Annotated in this window: 15 protein-coding genes; 9 read left to right on the forward strand and 6 right to left on the reverse strand. The window is 68.5% G+C overall.

The genetic code is table 11. From position 1 onward, the window contains the following. Together J2728_RS07845 and J2728_RS07850 are read right to left on the reverse strand one after the other, a co-directional pair. On the reverse strand, positions 1-3,117 hold the full coding sequence (locus J2728_RS07845) for a multidrug efflux RND transporter permease subunit (protein ID WP_309998076.1): 3,117 nt from the start codon (positions 3,115-3,117) through the stop codon (positions 1-3). A gap of 4 nt (positions 3,118-3,121) precedes the next feature. Next, positions 3,122-4,243, reverse strand: a complete 1,122-nt coding sequence (locus J2728_RS07850; protein ID WP_309998077.1) for an efflux RND transporter periplasmic adaptor subunit — start codon at positions 4,241-4,243, stop codon at positions 3,122-3,124. A 166-nt stretch (positions 4,244-4,409) separates the two neighbouring features. Between J2728_RS07850 and J2728_RS07855 the strand changes: the two genes are divergently transcribed. Together J2728_RS07855 and J2728_RS07860 are read left to right on the forward strand one after the other, a co-directional pair. Continuing rightward, entirely contained in the window at positions 4,410-5,099 is a 690-nt protein-coding gene (locus tag J2728_RS07855) for a response regulator (RefSeq protein ID WP_309998079.1), read from the forward strand. Continuing rightward, positions 5,096-6,151: a HAMP domain-containing sensor histidine kinase gene (locus J2728_RS07860; RefSeq protein WP_309998081.1), complete on the forward strand. Its 1,056-nt coding sequence runs from the start codon at positions 5,096-5,098 to the stop codon at positions 6,149-6,151. Before J2728_RS07855 ends, J2728_RS07860 begins: the two co-directional genes overlap by 4 nt. Positions 6,152-6,374: 223 nt before the next feature. Here the strand turns inward: J2728_RS07860 and J2728_RS07865 are convergent, their stop codons facing one another. Genes J2728_RS07865 through J2728_RS07880 form a run of 4 tightly spaced genes read right to left on the reverse strand, consistent with a single transcriptional unit; the run spans position 6,375 to position 12,309 of the window. Next, complete coding sequence (locus J2728_RS07865) at positions 6,375-9,536, reverse strand: efflux RND transporter permease subunit (RefSeq protein ID WP_309998082.1); 3,162 nt, start codon at positions 9,534-9,536, stop codon at positions 6,375-6,377. Positions 9,537-9,538: 2 nt separating this feature from the next. Then, positions 9,539-10,681 carry an efflux RND transporter periplasmic adaptor subunit gene (locus J2728_RS07870; RefSeq protein ID WP_309998083.1) on the reverse strand — a complete coding sequence of 381 codons (1,143 nt, stop codon included), beginning with the start codon at positions 10,679-10,681 and terminating at the stop codon, positions 9,539-9,541. Beyond that, positions 10,678-11,913: a TolC family protein gene (locus J2728_RS07875; RefSeq protein WP_309998085.1), complete on the reverse strand. Its 1,236-nt coding sequence runs from the start codon at positions 11,911-11,913 to the stop codon at positions 10,678-10,680. Before J2728_RS07875 ends, J2728_RS07870 begins: the two co-directional genes overlap by 4 nt. 51 nt (positions 11,914-11,964) lie before the next feature. Beyond that, positions 11,965-12,309, reverse strand: a complete 345-nt coding sequence (locus tag J2728_RS07880; RefSeq protein ID WP_309998087.1) for a hypothetical protein — start codon at positions 12,307-12,309, stop codon at positions 11,965-11,967. Positions 12,310-12,770: 461 nt separating this feature from the next. Between J2728_RS07880 and J2728_RS07885 the strand changes: the two genes are divergently transcribed. The 7 genes from J2728_RS07885 to J2728_RS07915 all read left to right on the forward strand — a co-directional run bounded on the left by J2728_RS07885 (position 12,771) and on the right by J2728_RS07915 (position 20,438). Next, a complete protein-coding gene (locus J2728_RS07885; protein WP_309998088.1) occupies positions 12,771-14,159 on the forward strand; it encodes an alginate export family protein in 1,389 nt (462 codons plus the stop codon). 11 nt (positions 14,160-14,170) lie between these two features. Next, positions 14,171-15,463 (forward strand): CmpA/NrtA family ABC transporter substrate-binding protein, encoded by a 1,293-nt coding sequence (locus J2728_RS07890; RefSeq protein WP_309998089.1) that lies wholly within the window; start codon positions 14,171-14,173, stop codon positions 15,461-15,463. A 14-nt stretch (positions 15,464-15,477) separates the two neighbouring features. Further along, complete coding sequence (gene ntrB / locus J2728_RS07895) at positions 15,478-16,356, forward strand: nitrate ABC transporter permease (protein WP_309998092.1); 879 nt, start codon at positions 15,478-15,480, stop codon at positions 16,354-16,356. A gap of 11 nt (positions 16,357-16,367) precedes the next feature. Continuing rightward, the gene (locus J2728_RS07900; RefSeq protein ID WP_309998094.1) at positions 16,368-17,153 is read left to right on the forward strand and encodes an ABC transporter ATP-binding protein; all 786 of its coding nucleotides are present in this window, start codon (positions 16,368-16,370) and stop codon (positions 17,151-17,153) included. Positions 17,154-17,269: 116 nt separating this feature from the next. Beyond that, positions 17,270-17,842, forward strand: a complete 573-nt coding sequence (locus tag J2728_RS07905) for an ANTAR domain-containing response regulator (RefSeq protein ID WP_013079182.1) — start codon at positions 17,270-17,272, stop codon at positions 17,840-17,842. After that, a complete protein-coding gene (locus tag J2728_RS07910; protein ID WP_309998099.1) occupies positions 17,839-18,984 on the forward strand; it encodes a CmpA/NrtA family ABC transporter substrate-binding protein in 1,146 nt (381 codons plus the stop codon). Before J2728_RS07905 ends, J2728_RS07910 begins: the two co-directional genes overlap by 4 nt. Before the next feature lie 233 nt (positions 18,985-19,217). Next, positions 19,218-20,438 carry a nitrate/nitrite transporter gene (locus tag J2728_RS07915; RefSeq protein WP_309998100.1) on the forward strand — a complete coding sequence of 407 codons (1,221 nt, stop codon included), beginning with the start codon at positions 19,218-19,220 and terminating at the stop codon, positions 20,436-20,438. Positions 20,439-20,462 lie beyond the last annotated feature (24 nt).

Here is a 20,462-nt window from a genome sequence, read left to right on the forward strand (position 1 = left end):
TCAGTCCTCCGCCGAAGCGTTTTTATGTCGTCCCGACAGGCGCTCGGCGGCGCCGACCACCACGACGAAGAAGACGGGAACCAAGACGATCGTCAGCAGAGTGCCGGTGATCATCCCGCCGAACACGCCCGTGCCGATGGCGTGCTGGGTTTCGGCGGCGGCGCCCGACGCGATAACCAGCGGGACCACGCCGAGGGCGAAGGCCAGACTGGTCATCACGATGGGGCGCAAGCGAAGCCTGGCGGCGTGGATGGCCGCCTCGGCCAGGCCCATGCCTTGAGCGTGGCTGGCCTTGGCGAATTCGACGATCAGGATGGCGTTCTTGGCCGAGAGGCCAATGATGGTGATCAGTCCGACCTTGAAGAAGACGTCGTTGGGCAGGCCTCGCAGAAGCACCGCGGCCAGGGCGCCGATCAGGCCAAGCGGGATCGCCAGCATCACCGAAAGCGGGATCGACCAGCTTTCATAGAGCGCCGCCAAGACCAGGAAGACGACCAGCATCGACAGGGCCAGCAGGGCTGGGGCCTGGGCGCCCGCGAGCTTTTCCTGCAGCGACTGCCCGGTCCACGCGACCGCGTAGCCTCTGGGAAGCTGGGCGGCCAGCCGCTCCATCTCGGCCATCGCCTGGCCGCTGGAGACGCCGGGCGCGGCCGAGCCGGTGAGGCGGACCGAAGGATAGCCGTTGAAGCGGGTCATCTGGGCCGGCGCCTTGGTCCAGACAGGGGTGACCACCTCGGAGAGCGCGACCATCCCTCCGGTTTCGTTGCGGACATGCAGCTTCAGCACATCGCCAAGCTGCATCCGGAACGGCGCGTCGGCCTGGACGATCACCTGCTGCAGGCGGCCGGCGTTGACGAAATCATTGACGTAGCTGGAGCCCAGGGCGGTCGACAGCGTGTCGCCGATCGCCGCGAAGGAGACGCCGAGGGCTTGGGCCTTCCGTCGGTCGATATCCAGCCGCAGCGTCGAACCCGGCGGCAGGCCCTCGGGATAGACGCCGGTCACCAGTTTGCTCTGGGCCGCGAGCTCCAGGAGGCGCGTTCGAGCGTTCATCAGGGCCTCGGGGCCGCGATTGGCGTGATCCTGCAGCGCCAGGGTGAAGCCCGATGAGTTGCCGAGCTCATCGATCGACGGCGGCATCACCGACATGATCTCGCCCTCGCGCTGGACCGTCATGGCCTCGGTCGCGGCCTGGACCTCGCCGGCGCTGGTCGCGCCGTCGCGCTTCTTCCAGTCCTTGAGCATCGTGAAGACGATCGCCGCGTTCGGACCTTGGCCGGCGAAGCTGAAGCCCGTGACGGCCTGGGTCGTTTCGATGCCGGGGCGCGTGCGGGCATAGTGCTCGAAGCGCGCGACCGCTTCACTCGTCCGTTGCGCCGTGGCGTCGGCGGGCAGCTGGAACGAGGTCATGAAGTAGCCCTGGTCCTCCTCCGGCAGGAAGGCCGACGGCAGCACCAAGAAGGCGCCCGCCGTCACGGCGACGACAACGCCGAACGCGGCCATCGCGCGTCCCCCGCGCCGAAGCACCTTGCCCAGCAGGCGCTCGTAGCCGTCGGTCAGACGATCGAAGCGTTTGTCGAACCAGGCGAAGAAACCCTTCTTTGGCGCATGGCCATCGACCGGCTTGAGCAAGGTCGCGCACAGGGCCGGAGTCAGGGACAGGGCGAGGAAGGCCGAGAAAAGGATCGAGACGGCCATCGACAGAGTGAACTGGCGATAGATCGCGCCGACCGAACCATCCGCCAGCGCCATCGGAATGAAGACCGCCGACAGCACCGCCGTGATGCCGATGATGGCGCCGGTCATCTCGGACATGGCCTTGCGGGTGGCGTCCTTAGGCGAGAGGCCCTCGGTCGCCATGATCCGCTCGACCGCCTCGACCACGACGATGGCGTCGTCGACGATGATGCCGATCGCCAGCACCATGCCGAACATGGTCAGCACGTTGATCGAGAACCCCGCCATCAGCATCACGGTGAAGGCGCCCAACAGGGCGATCGGCGCGACGATGGCGGGGATCAGGGTGTAGCGGACCTTTTGCAGGAACAGGAACATCACCAGGAACACCAGCGCCATGGCCTCGATCAGGGTCTGGACGACCTTCTCGATCGAGACGCGCACGAACGGCGCGGTGTTGAAGGGGATGGCCAGCTGCATGCCGGGCGGGGCGGCCCGTTGCAGCTCGTCGAGGCGGGTCTGGATCGCCGCGGCCGTCCGCACCGCGTTACCGCCGGGCGACAGCTGAACGCCCAGCGCCGTCGCGGGCTGGCCGTTCTCGCGGGTGGCGAAGTTGAAATTGGCCGAGTTCAGCTCGATGCGAGCGACGTCGCCCAGGGTGACGCGCGAGCCCGAGGTGTTGGCGCGAAGCACGATGGCGGCGAACTGCTCGGGGGTCTGCAATTGGCCGCTCGCCGTCAGCGGCACCGTAACGCGCTGATCCTCGACCGTGGGTTCGCCGCCTAGGGCGCCGGGGGCCAGTTGCTGGTTTTGCGCCGCGATCGCCGCGGTGACGTCGCTCAGCGCGAGATTGAAGCCCGTCATCTTGTTCGGATCGACCCAGATGCGCATGGCGCGCTCGGAGCCGAACATCTGCACTCGACCAACGCCCGGAACGCGCTTCAACTCATCGGCGATGTTACGCACCATGTAGTCGCTGAGCGCGACCTCGTCGTCGCGCCCGTCGACGCTGCGCAGGCTGACCATCATCAGGAAGTTGGACGCGGCGCTTTCGACGCTCACGCCGGTCTGGCGCACGGTTTGGGGCAGGCGCGGCTCGACCGTCTTCAGGCGGTTCTGGACGTCGACCTGGGCCAGCTCGGGGTTCGTGCCCGGCTTGAAGGTGGCCGTGATCGTGGCCGAACCGGAGCTGTCGGTCGAGGACTCGAAGTAAAGCAGGTTCTTGACGCTGGAGAGTTCGCGCTCGACCAGGCCGACGACGGAGTCGTTCATGGCCTGCGGCGTGGCGCCCGGATAACTGGCGTAGATGCTGACCGTCGGCGGCGCCACGACGGGGTAGCGCGCCACGGGGAGGCGGGGGATCGCCATCAGGCCCGACAGGACGATCGCGATGGCGATGACCCAGGCGAAGATCGGCCGCTCGATGAAGAACTTCGGCATGGAACTAGCGCGCCCCGATCTGGAACGGGACGGTCTTGACCTGGGCGCCGGCCGCGACGCGGTCCTGTCCCTCGACGATGACGCGTTCTCCAGCCTTCAGGCCTCGAGTTATGACGTAGCGGCCGCCCACGACGTCCCCGACCTCGACGGAGCGGGTCTCGACGAGGCCCTTGGCGTTCACCAGGCTGACCATCGGATTGCCGCCGCCGTCGCGAAGCACCGCCTGCTGAGGCGCCAGGACCGCGCCCTGGATCGGCGCCCGCGGCAGCCGCGCGCGGACGAACATGCCCGGTAGAAGCGCGCGATCGGGATTGTCGATCTGCACGCGCGCGATGGCGTCGCCGGTCGTGGGATCGACCGTGACGCCCGAGAACAGGATCTTCCCCTTGCATGGATAAGGCGCGCCGGAGGGCGTCAGAATTTCCACCTCGCGCCCCGCGCCGCCGCCGGCCATGGCGCGGAGCGCTTCCAGGCGCGCGGAGGGCTGACGGACGTCGACATAGACGCGGTCGATCTGCTGGACGGTCGCCATGGGGCCCGCGCCGCCGGCGGCGACCAGAGCGCCTTCCGTGACCTGCGCCTCGCCGATCCGCCCGGAGATCGGGGCCCTCAAGGTCGCGAAGCTCAGCTCCACACCCCGGCGGCGCAGGGTCGCGCGCGCTTCGGCCAAGTCCGCTTCCGCCTGGGCCTTGGCCGACACCGCGTCGTCATAGCTCTGGCGGCTGATGGCGTCGGCCTCGACCAGCGGCGCCAATCGCGCGACCTGGGCCCTGGCGCGGTCGGCGACCGCGAGCGCGCGTGAAAGCGCGGCCTGGGCGCCAGCGGCTTCGGCCTGGTAGGGCGCGGGATCGATCTGGAACAGGGGCTGGCCAGCCTGGACCTCGCTTCCCTGATCGAAGAGCCGCCGCGTCACGACGCCGGACACCTGTGGGCGGATTTCCGCGGTTCGGAAGGCGACCACGCGACCAGGCAGGTCATCCATCGGCGTGACGGTCTCGACGTCCGCGGTCGCCACCGCCACCTCGGGGAGCGAGGGCGACACGCCGACCTCGGCCTGACCGCAAGCGCTCAAGATCGAGGCGCCCAGCACAAGGAGCGCGGCGATGCGAAGGTGGTGGCGGTCCATGAAACAGTCAGGCTCCGAAGACGCGCCTTCGGAGGCGCCGCGAGCCTATGCCCGAGCGCGGTTGCTCTATCGTGGAGGTATTGTTGCGACTTTGTGGAGGGTTCTAGCGCCGCCCGCGGAAGGGTGATTATTGCTGCGACGATCTGGTGGCCGCATTGGAGAGCCCGTGAACGCCCTGGTTCTGATCGTTGAAGACGAGCGCGAGATCGCGGAGATCCTCGTCGGCTATCTTGAGCGCGAGGGATTCCGGACCGTCACGGCCCGGGATGGCCAGACGGCGGTCGAGCTGCATCATGCGCTTCGCCCCGACATCGTCCTGCTCGATGTCGGGCTGCCCAAGCTGGACGGCTGGGAGGTCCTGGCGCAGCTCCGTCGGCGCGGCGCGACGCCCGTGATCATGCTGACGGCCCTGGACCAGGATCTGGACAAGCTGCAGGCGCTGCGGATCGGGGCGGACGACTATGTCGTCAAGCCTTTCAACCCGCTGGAGGTCGCCGCCCGCGCCAAGGCCGTGCTGCGCCGAGCCTCGGGCCGGGATGCGGCTTCGGTGGCGCGAGCGGGGTCGCTCGATGTCGATCCTGTCAATCACACCGCGACGGTGAACGCGCCGGATGGCCCACGCCGGCTGACCTTGACCCTCACCGAGTTCCGCCTCTTGCTTCACATGGCCCAGGCGCCGATGCGTCTCTATACGCGCGCCGAGCTGCTGGACGCCTGCCTCTCGGGCGGAGACGCGCTGGAGCGGACCGTCGACAGCCACCTGAGCAAACTGCGCAAGAAGCTCGAAGCCGCTGGCGCGCCTGGCATGCTCTCCAACGTTAGAGGTCTCGGCTATCGCCTCCTGGGGGACCAATGAAAGCGCAGAGTCTATCGCAGCGCCTCAACCTGGCGGTCGTCGGCATCACATTGGCGACCCTGGTCTTGAGCCTGACCTTCGTGATGGTGGCCTACAGCCTGCTCTTCGAGTTCGCGCCCAAGCTGCTGTCGGCCGAGGACGCGATCCTGCCCGGTCCGGTGGAGTGGGCGATGTACTCGGTCTGCATCGTGCTGGGCAGCATCGCCGCGAGCGTGGTGGCGACGCGGGTCGCCCGAAGGATGGTCGAGCCGCTCGAGGCCCTGGCGGAGGCCGCTCGCCAGATCGCCGGCGGAGACCTTTCGTCCAGGGCGACCTTGACCTCCCCGGCGCCGACCGAAGCCAGCCAGATGATCGCCGACTTCAACGCCATGGCCGATCGCCTGGAGAAGGCCGTCGACGATATCGTCACCTGGAACAGCTTGATCGCCCACGAACTGCGGACGCCGGTCACGATCCTGAAAGGGCGTCTCCAGGGACTTGCCGAGGGCGTCTTCAAACCGGAGCCGGAACTTCTGCGGTCCCTGCACCAGCAGGCCGACGCCTTGGCGCGACTGGTGGAGGACTTGCGCGTCGTCAGCCTGCTCGACAGCGGCCGCCTTCAACTAAGACCCATCGAGATCGAGCTGGCCTCGGAGATCGAGGGGCTTGCGCGCCTGGTTGAGCGCGACCTCGACAAGGCGGGCTTTGGATTGCGCACGGTCCTCACGAGCGGTCGCTGCGTCGCCGATCCCGTCCGCTTGCGACAGGCGGTGCTGGCCCTGGTCGACAACGCGCTGAAATATGCGGAGCCCTGCGTCCTGGAAATCGCGGCGCGCGTCTCGGAAACCGACGTCGCGATCAGCGTCATCGACGACGGACCGGGAATGCCGGAAAGCCTCAAGGCGCGAGCTTTCGAGCCCTTCCGGCGCGGGGACGACGTGGACAGCAAGACCGGCTCGGGCCTGGGCCTGGCCGTTGTGCGCGGCATCGCGGAGGCGCATGGCGGGCAGGTGAGCTACGAGCGCCGGGAGGGCCGTTCGGCCTTCACGATCACGCTGCCACGGAAGTGTTAGATTGGAGCACGGGGCCGTTTTATTGGGATCGCGCGCGCTGATCACGCCCAAAACAACGTCTGAAGGTGTCGCGCCGCAGATGGACGGCCCATGCCTGGCCGGACCCTGCTGATCCATGACGAACAGGGTTTGGGCGACACCTTCCGGTTCACGGACGCGCTCGCCGCCGCGCTGAGGGGGCAATCTTGGGGAAGATGAGACGAGAAGAGTAGGAAGTTGATGCTCAGCGGGGCGCCTCCCGTCGGCGTCGCGCCAGCCAGGCGTAGAAGCTGGGCAATAGCATCAGGGTCAGCACGGTCGAGGTCAGCAGGCCGCCGACCACCACCGTCGCCAGCGGTTTCTGCACCTCGGCTCCGGGACCGATGGCGAGGGTCATCGGGATGAACCCCAGGATCGCCACCAGCGCCGTGGTGAGCACCGCCCGCAGACGGGCGACCGTTCCATCGACGACGGCGGCGGCCACGTCGTCCGCGCCCTTGAGCCGCTGCTTGATGCTCTGCACCAGGACGAGACCGTTCAGGGTGGCCACGCCCGAAACGGCGATGAAGCCGACCGCCGCCGAGATCGAGAACGGCATGCCCCGCGACAGCAGCGCCAACGCGCCGCCCACCAGGGCGAGCGGAACGCAGGCGAAGACCAGCGCCGCCTCCATCGCCGAGCCCAGGGCCATGAACAGGAGGAGGGCGATGACCAAGAACACCACCGGTACGATGATGGCCAGACGCGCGCTGGCCCGCTCGAGGTTCTCGAACTGCCCGCCCCAGTCGAGCCAGGATCCCGGCGTCAGCTGAACGTCCTTGGCCACGGCGGCCTGGGCGTCGGAAACGAAGCCGCCCAGGTCGCGGCCGCGCACATTGGCCTGGACCACGATCCGCCGTTTGCCATTCTCGCGGCTGACTTGGTTGGGCCCCTCGACGGTGTCGAAGCGGGCGATGCTGGACAGCGGGATGGCCGTCCCACCCTCGCTTTCCGACACCACGGGCAATTGAGCCATGACGGCCGGATCGGCGCGCTTGGCGTCGTCCAGGCGCACGACGACGTCGAAGCGGCGGTCACCCTCCAGAATATGGCCGGCCTCGCGCCCGCCCAAGCCAATCTCCAGGGCGTCGGCCGCGTCGCTGGCGTGGACGCCCAGGGCGGCGGCGGCCGTGCGGTCGATGCTGGCGGTGATCGTCGGCTGGCCCGAGATCTGCTCGACCTTCACGTCCGCCGCGCCGGGGACCTTGCGCAGGGCCGCGGCGACCTGGTCGGCCGTTTTGCTCATGGCCGCGAAGTCGTCGCCATAGACCTTGACCGCTACGTCAGACCGCACGCCGGCGATCAGCTCGTTGAAGCGCATCTGCATAGGCTGGGTGAACTCGTAGGCGTTGCCGATGAGCTTCCCGAGATCTTCCTCCATGCGCTCGACCAGCTTGGCTTTCGAGAGGCCCGGGTTTGGCCAGTCCTTTCGAGGCTTGAGGATCACGAAGGTGTCCGAGGCGCTGGGCGGCATGGGATCGGAGGCGATCTCGGCCGTGCCGGTGCGCGTGAAAACCAGGGCCACCTCGGGCTGGGCCGAGAGAACTTTCTCGACCTCGAACTGCATGGCCTGGCTCTCTTCCAGTGAGATCGAGGGCACGCGACTGGCCTGGACCAGCAGGTCGCCCTCATCCAGCGTCGGGGCGAATTCGCGGCCCAGGGCGAAGAAGGCGATGACGCCCAGCGCCAAGGCCAGGATCGCGCCGCCGGCCACCGCCTTTGGGCGGGCCACGGCGGCGCGCAGCACCGGCTCGAAGCGCGTTCGGACGGTCTTCATGACTTTGGTTTCGCCGTGCCCCCTAGGTTCGCGCACCACCAGGGCGGTCAGGGCCGGGACCATGGTCAGGGATAGCACGAAGGCTCCGCCCACGGCGAACATCACCGTGGCGGCCATGGGCGTGAACATCTTGCCCTCAACCCCATCGAAGGTCAGCAGCGGGGCGTAGACCAGCAGGATGATCGCCTGACCAAAGGCGGCGGGGCGGGCCATCTCCTTGGCGGCCTCGATCGCGACCGAGAGACGCTCGCTGGCGGTGAGGTCACGGCCTTCGCTCTGGCGGCGAAGCGCCAGGCGGCTGAGGGTGTTCTCTATCACCACCACGGCGCCGTCGACGATCAGGCCAAAGTCCAGCGCTCCCAGGCTCATCAGGTTGCCGCTGATCCCGAACCGCCGCATGGCGATGGCGGCGATGAGGAACGAGAGCGGGATGACCAACGCCGTGATCAGGGCGGCGCGGAAGTTTCCTAGCGCGAAGAACAGCACCGCGATGACCAGCAGGGCCCCGACGGTCAGGTTGTGCTCGACCGTGCGAATGGTGGCGTCTACCAGGCGGGTGCGGTCCAGCACCGGCTTGACCACCACGTCGGGCGGCAGGCTGGCGGCGATGGCCTTGAGGCGTTCGTCCACGCGCGAGGCCACGGTGCGGCTGTTTTCGCCGACCAGCATAAGGGCCGTGCCGATCACCACCTCGCGGCCGTTCTCGCTGGCCGAGCCCAGGCGCGGCGCCTGGCCCAACGCGACCGTGGCCACGTCCGAGACCTTCACCACGGCGCCGTTACGGCGGCCGATCGGGGTGTCGGCCAGCTCGGCCAGGCTTTTCACGCGGGCGTCGGTCCGGACGATATAGGCTTCGCCGCCGCGTTGGACGTAGCCGGCGCCGGCGATGCGGTTGGAGTGCTCCAGAGCCTCGACCAGCTGCGGCAGGCTGATGCCGCGCGCGGCCAGCTTGGCCGGGTCGGGATGGACCGCGTATTCCTTGACGTAGCCGCCCAGCACGTCGACGCCGGCCACGCCGTCCAGGGTCTTCAGCTGCGGGGCCACGATCCAGTCCTGGACCGTGCGCAAATAGGTGGCCTTCTCGATTTCGGTCCGCAGGGTCTCGCCTTCGGGCGTGACGTAGGGAACACCGGTCCGAGCGGCCGCGCCCTTGAACTCCACGGTCCAGATATAGACCTCGCCCAGGCCCGTGACGGGCGGACCCATGCTGGGCTCAAGACCGTCGGGCAGGCTGGCGCGGGCGGCTTGCAGGCGCTCATTGACGAGCGCGCGGGCGAAATAGAGGTCGGTGCTCTCGGTGAAGACGGCGGTGATCTGCGAGAAGCCGTGCCGCGACAGCGAGCGGGTCTCGACCAGGCCGGGCGTGCCGGCCAAGGCCGTCTCCAGCGGGAAAGTCACCTGGCGCTCGACCTCCTCGGGACCTAGGGCTGGGGCGACGGTGTTGATCTGCACCTGGCGGTTGGTGATGTCGGGCACGGCGTCGATGGGGAGACGCGACAGCTGTTGCAGGCCGAACGCGGCCAGCGCCACGGCCAGCAGGACGACGATCCAGCGGAAGCGGACCGAAAGGTCGATGAGGCGATTGAGCATGATCAGTCCTCGTGTCCCGCTTCGCCCTTGCCGAGCTCGGCCTTCAGCCGGAAGGCGCCCTTGCCGGCGATGGTCTCGCCGCCGTTCAGGCCTTTCAGGATCTCGACCGCCCCCTCGGCGGCGCGGCCGGTGATGACCGGCGTGGCGCGAAAACCCTTGGGCTCGACGACGAAGACCACGGCGCGGCCTTCGAGGGTCTGGACGGCGTCGGCGGGCACGGTCAGGCCGCCGGCTCCCTTGGCCAGGATGACGCGGGCCGAGACGATGGAGCCGATCCGCGGCGCGGGGGCGGTGGGCTTGGCGCGAACGACCGCCGCGCCGGCGTCCACCGCGCTGGGCGCGACGGCCACGATACGCGCGCTGTCCTCGCCGCCGTCCGGCCGCTGGACCAGCACCTCGTCGCCGACCTTGATCGCGCCGACCGAGGCGGGTGGGGCGTCGAAGACATATTCGACCGCGCTTTGATCGGCGATCTCGGCGACCAGGCCGCCCTGGGTCAGGAAGGCGCCGACGCGGACGTCGACGCGGGTGATGATCCCGGCGATGGGCGCGCGCAGGGTGGCGAGGCCGCCGGCGCTGGGCGTTCCCTGGGCGGTGACCTGGGCGCGGGCGGCGCGAAGTTCGGCCTGGGCCTTGTCGGCGGCGGCCTGGCTGGCTTCCCAGTCCTGGCGGGCGACGACGCCGGCCTCGAACAGCCGACGGTCTCGGGCGGCGGCGGCGGCGGCCGCGCGTGCTCCCGCCGCCGCCACATCGACACTGGCCCGTGCGTTGGCGCCCTCGGCGCCGCGCAGGGAGGCGATGGCCGCGCCGGCCGAGACGTGGTCACCGACGGCGACATGGACGCGCTCGACCGCGCCCGACACCGGCGCGCCAAGGGCGGCCAAGGCGTTGACGGCGAGGGCGACGCGGCCGGGCAGGACAAGCTCCGACCCGCCGCCGCGGCCGACCGTGGTGGTCAGCACGCCGGCCTTGGCGGCGTCGGCGACGGACAGGGCGATGAAGTTCTCCTCGTGGTCGGCTTCTTCGGCGTGGCCTTCAGCGGCGGCGGGGGTCTTGTCGGTCAGGCGACCCAGACCAAAGCCCAGGCCGGCGGTGGCGACCAGGGCGATGGCCGCGCCGGTCAGGAACAAGGTGCGGTGGGTCATTGGGCGCCTCCAAAGGCGATCTGTCCTTGGGCCAGGGCGAGGTCGGCCGAGGCCTTGGCGCGCGCCAGACGCGCTTCGATATGGCGTTGGCGAGCGGCGATCAGGTCTCGGCGCGCCGAGAGCAGTTCCAGCAGCGGCAGCTTGCCGGCTTCGTAGCCCAGCTTGGCCAGGCGGTAGGCTTCGCTGGCGGCGGCCACGCCTTCACGGGCGGCGGCGGTCGAGCGTTCCGCCGCGCGCGCCTCGCCCTCGGCTCCGCGTCGATCGGCGGTCGTCTCGGCCTGGGCGATCAGCAGGCGCGCGTGGGCGGCGTCGACCTCGGCTCGCGCCGCCTTTACCGCGCCGCGGTTACGGTCGAACAGCGGCAGGGGCAGCGAGAGACCGGCCACCGCGGCGGTGGCGTTGTCACCGGCCAGCCGGCGGACGCCAAGGCTGACGGAGACATCGGGCGCGGCGCGGCGGCGCTCCAGGTCCAGCTTGCGCGCGGCGCTCCGCTGTTCGGCCTGGGCCACGGCGACGGCCGGGGACTCGGCGCCCGCGGCGGAGGCGGTCCAGGCGCGATCCAGCATCCCCGGCGTCACGGCGGCATAGGTCTGTTCGCCGCCGATCAGGGCCGACAGCCGCGCCAGGGCGGCGCCGGCCTCGGCCTCGGCCCGGGACTGTTCGGCCCGCGCCGCCGATATCGCCGCCTGGGCCTGCAGGGCGCGGAGTTCAGCCTCCTTTCCGTTGTCCACCAGCAGCCGCGCGGCGCGGGCGTCGGCCTCTGTCAGCGCGACGCCCTCCTTGGCCAGGGCCAGCCGCTCGCTAGCCGCCTCGGCGGCGACGTAGGCCACGGACAGATCGCGGGCGAAAGCGATCCGGTTCTGGCTGGCGCGAGACCGGGCCATGTCCAGTTCCGCGCCGGCGGCGGCGATCCGCGCGCCGCGCTTGCCGCCCAGCTCCAGGGTCTGGCCGACCGAAAGGGTGGTTTCGGCGCTCTGGAAGTCGCGATAGGGGCCGTTGCCCCCGACGTTCTCCACCTGCAGTTCCAGCGTGGGGTTGAGTCGGGCGCGGGCCTGGAGGGCGCGACCTTCGGCGGCGCGCGTCTCGGCCTCGCCGACGATCAGGCGCGGGGCCGAGGCCTCGCGCAGCAGGGATTCGAGGGGCGGCGCGGTCTGGGCCTGGGCCGCGCTCCAAAGCGCGCCGCAGGCGACGGGGGCCAAGGCCGCGCGCAGCGGCCATCGGTTCGATGACATGAAGATTCCTCGCGATGATGAGACGACGGCGCGCGGACGGCGCGCGGGTCCTCAGGCGCGAGGCGGTTGGTCGAGCGGGGCGGGCGAGCGCGAGCTCAGCGCGTGGACCGGGGTCATGACCTGCTTGGACGCGGCCGGGGCTGGTGGGGCGACCATGACAACCGGCGCGTCGAGCAGGGATCCGCCATGATGGCAGTGGCCGCCCAGGCAGCAAGCGGCCTTGCAGGGCGCGTTGTCATGGTTCTGGTCGGCCTGGATCGTCTGATGCGCGCTGGCCGGACGCTCGTCGCAGACACAGGCGGACGAAGCGATCGCCGGGGCGACGACGAGCAGCGTCAAGACGCAGGCGGCCAGAAGCCCCCCCACGTTCCGCCACCATGTCGTCGTCTTCGGCATGGCCGCTATATAGCTTTCGCGAACCACTCCGAGAACAGGTTACATAGTTACAGCTGTTGGGCTTGGTACGACGCGCGGGCTCTTCCGTCGTTGGAGCCGCCACGAGCTCCGCCCGTCACCGGCCGGTGCGGGAGGGGAGGTGGCTATTCAGGCCGCGTGGCGAGCCGTGGCGCTCCCAGCGCAACAATAGCGGGCAAGCCTTCGATCAAGAGTGCTTTGTTGCTGTGCAAAACCGTCCTCCGCTCACCATTCAGAGCACGGAACGGTGTTTTGCGGTTGTTCCTGTCTCCACCCCGTCGCTTCCTGATCGCGACACGGGAAGCAACGAAGTTTCTCGTTGGCCCGAGAGGGCCGCCAGTGGCGATGTAGCCACTTGGTAAGCTTGGACAACGACGTCCGGAGAGATCGCCGCGCGCGGTCTCGCCGGGCGTTTTTTCGTTTTGGCCTCAGGGGATGAAGGCATGAAACCCATGCGACTTGGGCTGCACCACGGTGCGGCGGCGCTGGCGCTCGCCTGTAGCACCACGGCTTGGGCGCGGACGGCGCCAGATCAGGCCACGACGCCAGCCGACAGGCCGGCCGCGGAGATGACATCTGAAACGACGGTCGAGCCGCCGCCTCCGCCCGCGCCGCGACCGACGATTAGCGAGCAGATCGGGGCGGGGAAGCTGATCCTCGAAGTCAGGGCGCGTTACGAGACCGTCGATCAGACGCGAACGGCCACGCTGCGCGACCCGGCCGACGCCTTCACGGTCCGTACCCGCCTCGGTTGGGAGACGGCGGAGTGGAAGGGCCTGAAGGGCCTGATCGAGTTCGAGGATGTCCGCCAAGCTGGCCCAGAGCACTACGCCGTCAACGTGCCTGGCGCGACCACGCCGCCGCTGAACGGCGCCGACAAGGCCCGCTATCCTGTCGTCAACGATCCCGACGTGACCGAACTGAACCGCGCGCAGCTGACCTGGACGCCGAACGCGGCCTTGCAGGTCACGGCGGGACGGCAGCGCATCCTGCTGGACGACCAGCGCTTCGTCGGCAATGTCGGCTGGCGCCAAGACGAACAGACCTTCGACGCCGTGCGCGCCGACATGGCGCTCGGACGCTTCAAGGCGACCTACGCCTACGTCACCCACATCAACCGCATCCTGGGCGAACTGCGCGACTGGGATAGCGACAGCCACCTGTTCAACGCCACCTGGTCGCCGGCCGAGGCGCTGCGCCTGCAGGGCTTCGTCTACGCGCTCGACTTCGGCAACTCACCGGTCAACTCGTCCATCACCAAGGGCGCGAAGGTGTCCGGCAAGACGTGGCTGGGGCTCTATCAACTGGCCTACAACGCTACCTGGGCCCGGCAGTCGGACTATCACCACAACACGCCGGACTTCAGCCTCGACTATTTCGGCGCCGATCTCGCGGCGACTTTCGACATCTATACCGCCAAGGTCTCGTACGAGTCGCTCGAGGGCGACGGGACACGCGGGTTCACCACGCCTTTGGCCACGGTGCACGCCTTCAACGGCTGGTCGGACGCCTTCGTCTCGCCGGGCGGCAACAAGAGTTTCGTCGATGGCCTCGAAGACCTGAACGTCGCGCTGAACGTCAAGCCGAGGTTCCGCGCGACCTACTTCTTCAACACCGATCTGGTGGCCCGCTACCACGCCTTCGATGACCAGCGCACCGGCGCGGACCTAGGTCACGAGTGGGATCTGCAGTTCACCGCCGCCATCACGACCAAGCTCTCGGTCCAGCTGAAATATGCCGATTTCCAGCGGGCGAAGACCGTCCCGGTCGGCACGGCCGCGCCGCCGGCCTCGCGGACCAAGACCTGGCTCACCCTCGAATACAAGTTCTAGCCCCAGGACGCATGACCATGAGCAAGACCGACACCACCAAGTCCGGCCTGACCCGTCGCCACGCCCTGATGGGCGCCGCCGCCACGGTCGCCGCCGCCAAGGCCGCGTTCCCGGCCGGGGCCCACGCCGCTGGCGCGGGACCCGAGATCGCCAAGGCTCGCCTAGGCTTCATCGCCCTGACCGACAGCTCGCCCGTGATCATCGCCAAGGAGCGCGGCCTGTTCGCCAAGCACGGCCTGCCCGATGTCGAGGTCGCGAAACAGGCTTCCTGGGCCGCGACGCGCGACAATCTGGTTCTGGGCTCGGAACGCGGCGGCATCGACGGGGCGCACATCCTAACGCCGATGCCCTATCTGATGACGACGGGCGCCATCACCGGCGGCGCCCCGACGCCGATGTACATCCTGGCTCGTCTGAACACGAATGGTCAGGGCATTTCGGTCGGCAACGATCTCAAAGCGGTGAAGGTTGGCCTCAACAGCGCCGGCGCCAAGGCCAAGTTCCAGCAACTGAAGGCGGCGGGCAACATCGCCAAGGTCGCCATGACCTTCCGGGGCGGCACCCACGATCTGTGGATACGCTACTGGCTGGCGGCCGGCGGCATCAATCCCGATGTCGACGTCGCCACGATCGTGATTCCGCCGCCGCAGATGGTGGCCAACATGAAGGCCGGCACGCAGGACGCCTTCTGCGTGGGCGAGCCCTGGAACGGCCAGCTGGTCAACCAGAAGATCGGTTACACCGCCTGCCTGACCTCCGAGCTCTGGATGAACCACCCGGAGAAGGCGCTCGGCATGCGGGCCGCCTGGGTCGACAAGTACCCCCGCGCCGCCCAAGCGATCACGGCCGCCGTGCAGGAAGCCCAGATGTGGTGCGACAAGACGGCCAACCTTCCGCAGATGTGCTCGATCGTCTCCGGGCGCCAGTATATCAACGTGCCGATGGGCGACATCCTGCCCCGCCTGCAGGGGACGGTGGACTATGGCGATGGCCGGACGCTGAAGAACTCGCCGCACCGGATGAAGTTCTGGGCCGACAACGCCAGCTTCCCGTTCAAGTCCCACGACCTTTGGTTCCTGACCGAGGACATCCGCTGGGGCGTGCTGCCGCAGAAGACCAACACCAAGGCTCTCGTCGACAAGGTCAACCGCTCGGACATCTGGCGGGCCGCCGCGAAGACGATCGGCCAGGCCGGCCCGGCCAGCGATAGCCGGGGTGTCGAGCGGTTCTTCGACGGCAAGCTGTTCGATCCGGCCAATCCGGGGGCCTATCTGGCCAGCCAGCCGATCAAGAAGCTGGTCTGAGGGGAGGGCGCGCCATGACCTATCCCAAGCCCACGTTCCCCGCGGTGACGCCGGTCGCCACGCCGCCCCCGCCAACGGCCAGGTCCTCCTTGCCACCGGAGCTGGCGCGCCGCGTGAAGGACGTCGCCGGCGTCGCGATCCCGCCGGTGCTGACTCTGCTGGTCGTCCTGGCCGCCTGGCAGGCCCTGGTTGGCGACTCCTACACGGGTCTGCCGTCGCCCAAGCAGGTCTGGCTGGAATCCAAGGATCTGATCCTGCATCCGTTCTATGACAATGGCGGGGTCGACAAGGGCCTGTTCTGGCACGTGTTCACCAGCCTCAAGCGGGTCGGGATCGGCTTCTCGATCTCGGCGGTTTGCGGAATCCTCTTGGGTGTCTTCGTCGGCTCCAACCGCTGGGCGCACCGGGGCCTGGATCCGATCTTCCAGGTCCTGCGAACCGTGCCGCCGTTGGCCTGGCTGCCGATCTCGCTGGCCGCGTTTCACCAGGCCCAGCCCTCGGCGCTGTTCGTGATCTTCATCACCGCCATCTGGCCGATCATCATCAACACCGCCGTCGGCGTGCGGAATATCCCCAGCGACTACGTCAATGTCGCCCGGGTGCTGCGCCTGTCGCCGGTGGAGTACTTTTTCAAGATCCTGCTGCCCGCCACGACGCCCTACATCTTCACGGGGCTACGCATCGGCATCGGCATGAGCTGGCTGGCCATCGTCGCCTCGGAAATGCTGCTGGGCGGCGTCGGCATCGGCTTCTTCATCTGGGATCAGTACAACGCCTCGCGCATCGCCGACATCATCGTGGCCCTGGCCTGGGTCGGCATGACGGGCTTCTTCCTCGATCGTCTGGTGGCCCTGATCGGCCACTTCGTCTCGCGCGGCAACGCCGTCAGCTAGGAGCGCGGACCATGGCCAAGGCCTATCTTTCCATCGAGAACGTCGGCGTCACCTTCGCCAAGGGCGCTGCCCGAACCGAGGTCCTGACCGGGATCGACCTGAAGATCGAGAAGGGCGAGTTCGTCTCGATCATCGGTCACTCGGGTTGCGGCAAGTCCACCCTGCTGAACGTCGTCGCGGGCCTGACGCCGGTCACGACGGGCGCGGTGATCCTGGACAAGCGGGAGGTCAACGCGCCTGGCCCCGATCGCGCGGTGGTCTTCCAGAACCATTCGCTGCTGCCTTGGCTTTCCGTTCGCGAGAACGTGGCCCTGGCGGTCGACAAGGTGTTCGGCGGAACTAAGTCCTCCGCCGAGCGCCGCGACTGGACGCTGCATAATCTGGAGCTGGTCAAGATGACCCACGCCCTGGACAAGCGGCCCTCGGAAATCTCGGGCGGCATGAAGCAGCGGGTCGGCATCGCCCGCGCGCTGTCGATGGAGCCGAAGGTGCTGCTGCTGGACGAGCCGTTCGGGGCGCTGGACGCCCTGACCCGCGCCCATCTGCAAGACAGCGTCATGGAAATCCACGCGGCGCTCAAGAACACGGTCCTGATGATTACTCACGACGTGGACGAGGCGACCCTGTTGTCGGACCGCATCGTGATGATGACCAATGGCCCGCGCGCCCGCGTCGGCCAGGTGATGGACGTGCCGCTGGCGCGGCCGCGAAACCGCCTGGCCGTGGCCGAGCATCCGACCTACGTCCACGCGCGCGCCGCGGTCATCGAGTTCCTGTACGCGAGACAAGCGGCGTGAATAGGCTCTTCGTGACGACTAGCGCGGCGCCCTTGATTTAGGCAGTTCGGACTTTGCAAAGATCAGCGGCGTGGCGGCGCTCCACAAACTTGTCCGACAACGCCTAGGTCAACCTCATGCGCGTCCTCGTCATAGATCCAGATCAGGTCCGAGCCGAGCTGGTGGCCGAGGGGCTCGAGGGTATCGAGCCCCTTGAGGTGCGCCATTCGGCGCTCTACGACGAGGCCGAGGTTCTGTCGTTCGCGCCGGATGTAGTGGTGATCGCCGCCGAGAGCCCCGATCGCGATACGCTCGACAGCCTCAAGGAGTCGAGCCAGGGCCATCCGGTGGTGATGTTCGTCGACCGATCCGAACCGGGCCTCGCCGAGCAGGCGGTGCGGTCAGGGGTGGCGGCCTATGTGGTCGATGGCCTCGCGCCCAACCGCGTGCGCTCCATTCTCGACGTGGCCATGAGCCGTTTCGCCTTGACGCGCCAGTTGCGAAGCGATCTGGCGAGGGCGAAGGCGGATCTGGAGTCGCGCAAGGTCGTGGACCGCGCCAAGGGGCTTCTCATGAAGGAACGGGGCCTCGACGAGGACGGGGCCTATCGCCTGCTGCGCAAGCTGGCCATGGATCGCGGCAAGCCGATCGGCGTGATCGCCGCCGACCTCCTGGCGTTCGCGGGCGTGCTGAAAGGGGATGCTTCGTGAGCGGCTTGTCGGACCTCCGCCTCGGCTTCATTCCGCTAACCGACTGCGCGCCGCTGATCGCGGCCCAGGCCCAGGGTTTCTTCGAGGACGAGGGCTTGGCCGTCGAGCTGGTCCGCGAGGCCTCTTGGGCGACCGTCCGCGACAAGGTCGCCGTCGGCGCTTTGGACGGAGCCCATATGCTGGCGCCCATGGCCCTGGCCACGGCCGCCGAGGAGTCGAGAAGCGCCGTGCTGGCGCCGTTGGCGTTGAACCGGAACGGCAGCGCGATCACGTTGTCGATGGCGCTCTTCGAAGCGCTGGATGGCGTGACCGCCGACCTCGCGGGGCCGCCGCCCTCGGCCGCGCGCCTCCAGACGCTGATCGCCGAGCGGCGCGCTCGGGGCGATGCGCCGCTGACCTTCGCTGTCGTGTTTCCCTACTCGATGCACAACTATCTGCTGCGCTACTGGCTGGCGCAGGGGGGGATCGACCCGGATCGCGACGTGCGCCTGGTCGTCATCCCGCCGCCGCGCATGGTGGAGCGGATGCGGGCGGGGGAGGTCGACGGCTTCTGCGTGGGCGCGCCCTGGAACGCCGTCGCCGAGCTGGAAGGGGTAGGTCGCATTCTGGCGGCTTCGTCGCAGCTTTGGCCCGGCGGCCCGGACAAGGTCCTTGGGGTCAGTGGTTCGCTGGCAGGCCAGAAGCCCGACGAGTTGCGAGCGCTCCTGCGCGCGATCATTCGCGGAGCCGCCTGGGCCGACGCGCCTGAAAATCGCGAGGCGTTGATCGCTCATCTCGCGGGGCCCGAGCGCATCGAGGCGACACCGATGGCGATCTCAAGGGCCTTGGAGCACGAGGTCGTGTTCCATCGCGACGCCGCCGGACTGCCACGGCGGGAGCACGGACTGTGGTTCCTGTCCCAGATGATCCGTTGGGGCCAGATCGATGCGAACCGGGATCTGGAGACGATCGTCGACCAGGTCTATCGGCCCGACCTCTATCGAGACGCGGCCCTGTCCTTGGGACCGGTGCTGGAGCCGGCGCTGGTGTTCCCCGACGCCGCCGAGCCGGTGGAGGCTCGACTTTTCGACGGCGTCCCCTTCGAACCCGCCGCGGCGCGCGCCTACGCCGAGAGCTTCAAGATCGCCCGCCTACGGAGATGATCCGCCTGTTTCGCGGGCGCCCCGGGGGCGCGGGTGCCGCGCAAATGTGCTCCAGGAGCTGGGAGCGAGGTTAGCGGTCCAGTCCTCGTGACAGCTCGCCCGATATCGTTTCCCTTGATGTCTAGGCCAACGAACAACGGCGTTCGCGGCTGCCAGAGGACCGCTCGGATGCGGTCAGCCACCCGGAGCGATGACGCTCCGCTCTCGCAGACACGCAAACATCCGAGGCCGTCATGATCTCCCGCGATTTCCTGAAGGCCGGCCATGCGCCGACCCTGTTCGCCGCCTTCCTCTATTTCGATCTCAGCTTCATGGTCTGGGTGATCCTGGGCCCGCTGGGCGTGGCCATCGCCAAGGACTTCCACCTCGATCCCGCCCAGAAGGGCCTGATGGTCGCCATTCCTGTTCTGGCTGGCGCGTTGCTGCGCCTGGTCAACGGCGTGCTGGTCGACCGTGTCGGTCCGAAAAAGACGGGGATGATCGGCCAGCTGATCGTCCTGGCGGGCTTGGTCCTGGCCTGGGCGGTCGGCATCCACAACTATCATCAGGTCCTGGCTCTTGGCGTGGTTCTGGGCGTGGCGGGCGCTTCGTTCGCGGTCGCCTTGCCCCTGGCCTCCCGCTGGTATCCCCAGGAGCATCAGGGCCTGGCGCTCGGCATCGCCGGCGCCGGCAACTCGGGCACGGCCCTGGCGGCGCTGTTCGCGCCAGCCCTGGCCAAGGTCTTCGGCTGGCAGAACGTGATCGGCCTCGCCGCCATCCCGCTCGCGGTCGCCTTCGTCGTCTACATGCTGCTGGCCAAGGACGCGCCCGAGCAGCCCGCGCCGAAGAAGCTGAGCGAGTACCTCGACGTGCTGAAGGTCCCGGACGCGTGGTGGCTGATGCTGCTGTACGCGGTCACGTTCGGCGGCTTCGTCGGCCTGGCCTCGTCGCTGACCATGTATTTCAACTCTGAATACGCCCTGGACCCGGTTATCGCCGGCTTCTTCACCGCCGCCTGCGTCTTCGCCGGCTCGTTCATCCGTCCGGTGGGCGGGGCCCTGGCCGACCGCTTCGGCGGGGTGCGGACCTTGAGCGTCGTCTACGTCCTGGCGGCTCTAGGCCTGACGGTGGCGAGCTTCCAGCTGCCCACGGCCTCCATCGCCCTGGCCGTGCTGATGTTCTCGATGCTGGCCCTGGGGGCGGGCAATGGCGCGGTGTTTCAGCTCGCCCCGCAGCGGTTCCGCAAGGAGATCGGCGTGATGACCGGCCTGATCGGCATGACCGGAGGCATCGGCGGCTTCTACCTGGCCTCCACGCTCGGCTTGGCCAAGAAGATGACTGGCTCCTACCAGTCCGGTTTCATCGGCTTCGCGCTGCTGGCCCTGTTCGCCCTGGTCGCGCTGCACGGCCTCAAGGCCCGCTGGCGCGCCGTCTGGCCGACGCTGCACGACGAAGCCGTCTCGGTCCGCGTCTGACCCTTTTCCTCCGACAAGCGAGAT

The organism is Caulobacter segnis, assembly GCF_031454995.1.
GTDB lineage: Bacteria > Pseudomonadota > Alphaproteobacteria > Caulobacterales > Caulobacteraceae > Caulobacter > Caulobacter segnis_E.